Origin of the sequence: Mesorhizobium sp. M2A.F.Ca.ET.042.01.1.1 (assembly GCF_003997405.1) — a bacterium.
In the GTDB taxonomy this organism is placed as follows: Bacteria; Pseudomonadota; Alphaproteobacteria; order Rhizobiales; family Rhizobiaceae; genus Mesorhizobium.
Window position 1 is genome coordinate 1 of the sequence record NZ_RZRX01000493.1, and the last position, 2,097, is coordinate 2,097.

At 59.1% G+C, this 2,097-nt stretch carries 2 protein-coding genes and 1 pseudogene; 2 read left to right on the forward strand and 1 reads right to left on the reverse strand.

Going from position 1 to position 2,097, the window contains the following annotated elements; all coding sequences use genetic code 11:
• Positions 1-1,544, reverse strand: a 1,544-nt coding sequence (locus tag EOA23_RS34120; protein ID WP_145966589.1) for a recombinase family protein, incomplete at its 3' end; no start/stop codon positions are given.
• Positions 1,545-1,609: 65 nt separating this feature from the next.
• On the opposite strand from EOA23_RS34120, the pseudogene EOA23_RS34125 reads away from it, so the two are divergent.
• Positions 1,610-1,861: pseudogene (locus tag EOA23_RS34125) on the forward strand (type II toxin-antitoxin system HicB family antitoxin); the annotation flags it as partial.
• Between the two features lie 24 nt (positions 1,862-1,885).
• The coding region (locus EOA23_RS34130) for a hypothetical protein (protein ID WP_145966590.1) at positions 1,886-2,097 on the forward strand (212 nt) is incomplete at its 3' end.

A 2,097-nucleotide genomic window follows, 5' to 3' on the forward strand; every position in this document is an offset into this window, starting at 1 on the left:
CGCGCTGACAGCTTGACGAGCGGGTCGAGCGTGGAAAAGAGGTAGGTGTCCAGCTGCGCTCCATTGTTCGCGGCCAACTGCGATTTGCCGACGATTTCAGAAGCGGGGGCAATAAGGTAGTCCCGAATGACCAGGTCACCCGGGCGCATCCTGATCAGGGTGAAAATGTCGGCCACCGACTGGCGTTGGGTGTCCATGGACCAGAAAGGGTAGCCGTGGTCGGAAGCGCGGCAGCGTGCGATTTCGACCGCAACCGTGAACTCGTCGTTGATCCGCAGGAGGTCGGTCTCTCCGTCGTAGGTGGCCTTTCCGCCAACGCATCCGATCGCGGCCAGTAGGTCCCCGATCGCCTGTGTGCGCAGCGACGTGAGTCGCTCTCGCGATGTGATAAACTGCCAGTTCTTCGGCGGCTGATACCCAATCAATTCGTAGGCCTTCAGAAGGCTTCCGAAGCGATGATGATAAAAGCTGGCCTTGGGGCATTCAGGCGCAGCCTCGATGATCGAGCTTGACAGGGCCCCGTGACGCGCCAGGACCTTCTTCAGTGCAGCCAGAATCTCATCATTGCTCACGCGCAGATGCGAATAGAGCTCTCTGTGGATGGCTTGAGCCCGATCGAATAGCTTGCGATCTACAATCGGCTCGAATGCCCCTTCCGCGCGCACCCACTGTTCAGGAGGGTTGCTCACTGCCTTTGCTTTCAGCTTGCGGGAGCGCTTGTTCCAGACATTGGTGCCGACGTATTTTTCATTGGTCAAGACGCCGCGCACCGTTTCCCGCTTCCATGGTCGCTCAAGGTCAGTCAGCACGCCGCGCTTGTTCAGGAGCCTTGCCATATCGAGCTCTGTCATGTGCGTTTTGACGAACTGACGGAAGATCCACCGAACCGTTGCAATCTCTTTCGCCGGCCCGGGCACCAGGATCGTTCTGTCGGTGTGCACGCTCTTTTGCTCGTGCTCAGAGAGGATAAGTTTTGGGCGTCCCGAATGGTCGATAATCTGGCGTCTCAAGCCGAGACCTGGCTTACCACCCTGGCGGAATCCCAACCGGATCAGCCTTGCCTGCCCTATGAACGTCTTTTGCGAGAGCATGCGACTGTGCTCGGCCGCCATGCTGCGTTTGATGGCCTTGAGCACGTCCGAGCCGATACTGCCGTCGTTCAAGAACTGCTCGGCGCAGAATTCGATCCGCACGCCGGCCAGATGGCACCGGTACTCGTAGGACGCGCTTTCATCGACGTTCTGAAAGCGGCCCCAGCGGCTGACGTCATAGACAACTATGGTTTCGAAATCGGCGCGTCCGCTCTCCACGTCGGCGAGCAAATTTTGCAGGCCGGGGCGCCCTTCCAACATGAGGCCGCTGCGACCGGCGTCCTCGTACGTGGCGACGATCTCGTAGCCCATGATATCGGCATAGTTGCGGATGGCGTCTTTCTGGTTTTCGATCGAGTAGGTCTGCTGCTCTTTCGACATGCGCACATACTGCGCAGCGCGAACCCTCGGCCTCCCTTCAGGAGTGGTGCGGGTCGATGTAACTTTGTCCATCGTCTTGCGCCGTCGTGCCGGCGATTTAAACTAGCGGTCGATGACCGTGCGGCAAGAGGAACGGAATGCGCCAGTACGTCGGGCTGATCCACAAAGAGGCGGGCAGCCATTTCGGCGTGTCCTTTCCCGACTTTCCCGGCGTAGTGACCGCCGGCGCAACTGTTGACGAGGCGCGCGACCTTGCCGAGGAAGCCTTGGCGTTCCACGTCGAAGGGATGATCGAAGACGGCAAAGCGGTCCCGCTCCCTACCTCGCTCGAGCAAATCGATCCAGACAATCGCGGCTGGTCTGCGATTTTGGTGCCGCTGAAGATCGACTGAACGGCGGGCGGCTGTTTACTGTTGCCCAGCGAACTTACCCGTTTGGCAACCATGGCGTTCAACTGCCGGGAAACCTTGATTCACTTCGTGAGCGAACTCCGCCGCCGTTCCGCCGCAATGCGCCCGCACTTGGGCGAAATCGCCCCTGTTTTCAACCTGTTGTCATTTCCCTGGGGCTTCAGAGGAGTTCTAGTGATGATCATCAAGAAGGCTATTCTGGCGGTGCTGAGGAC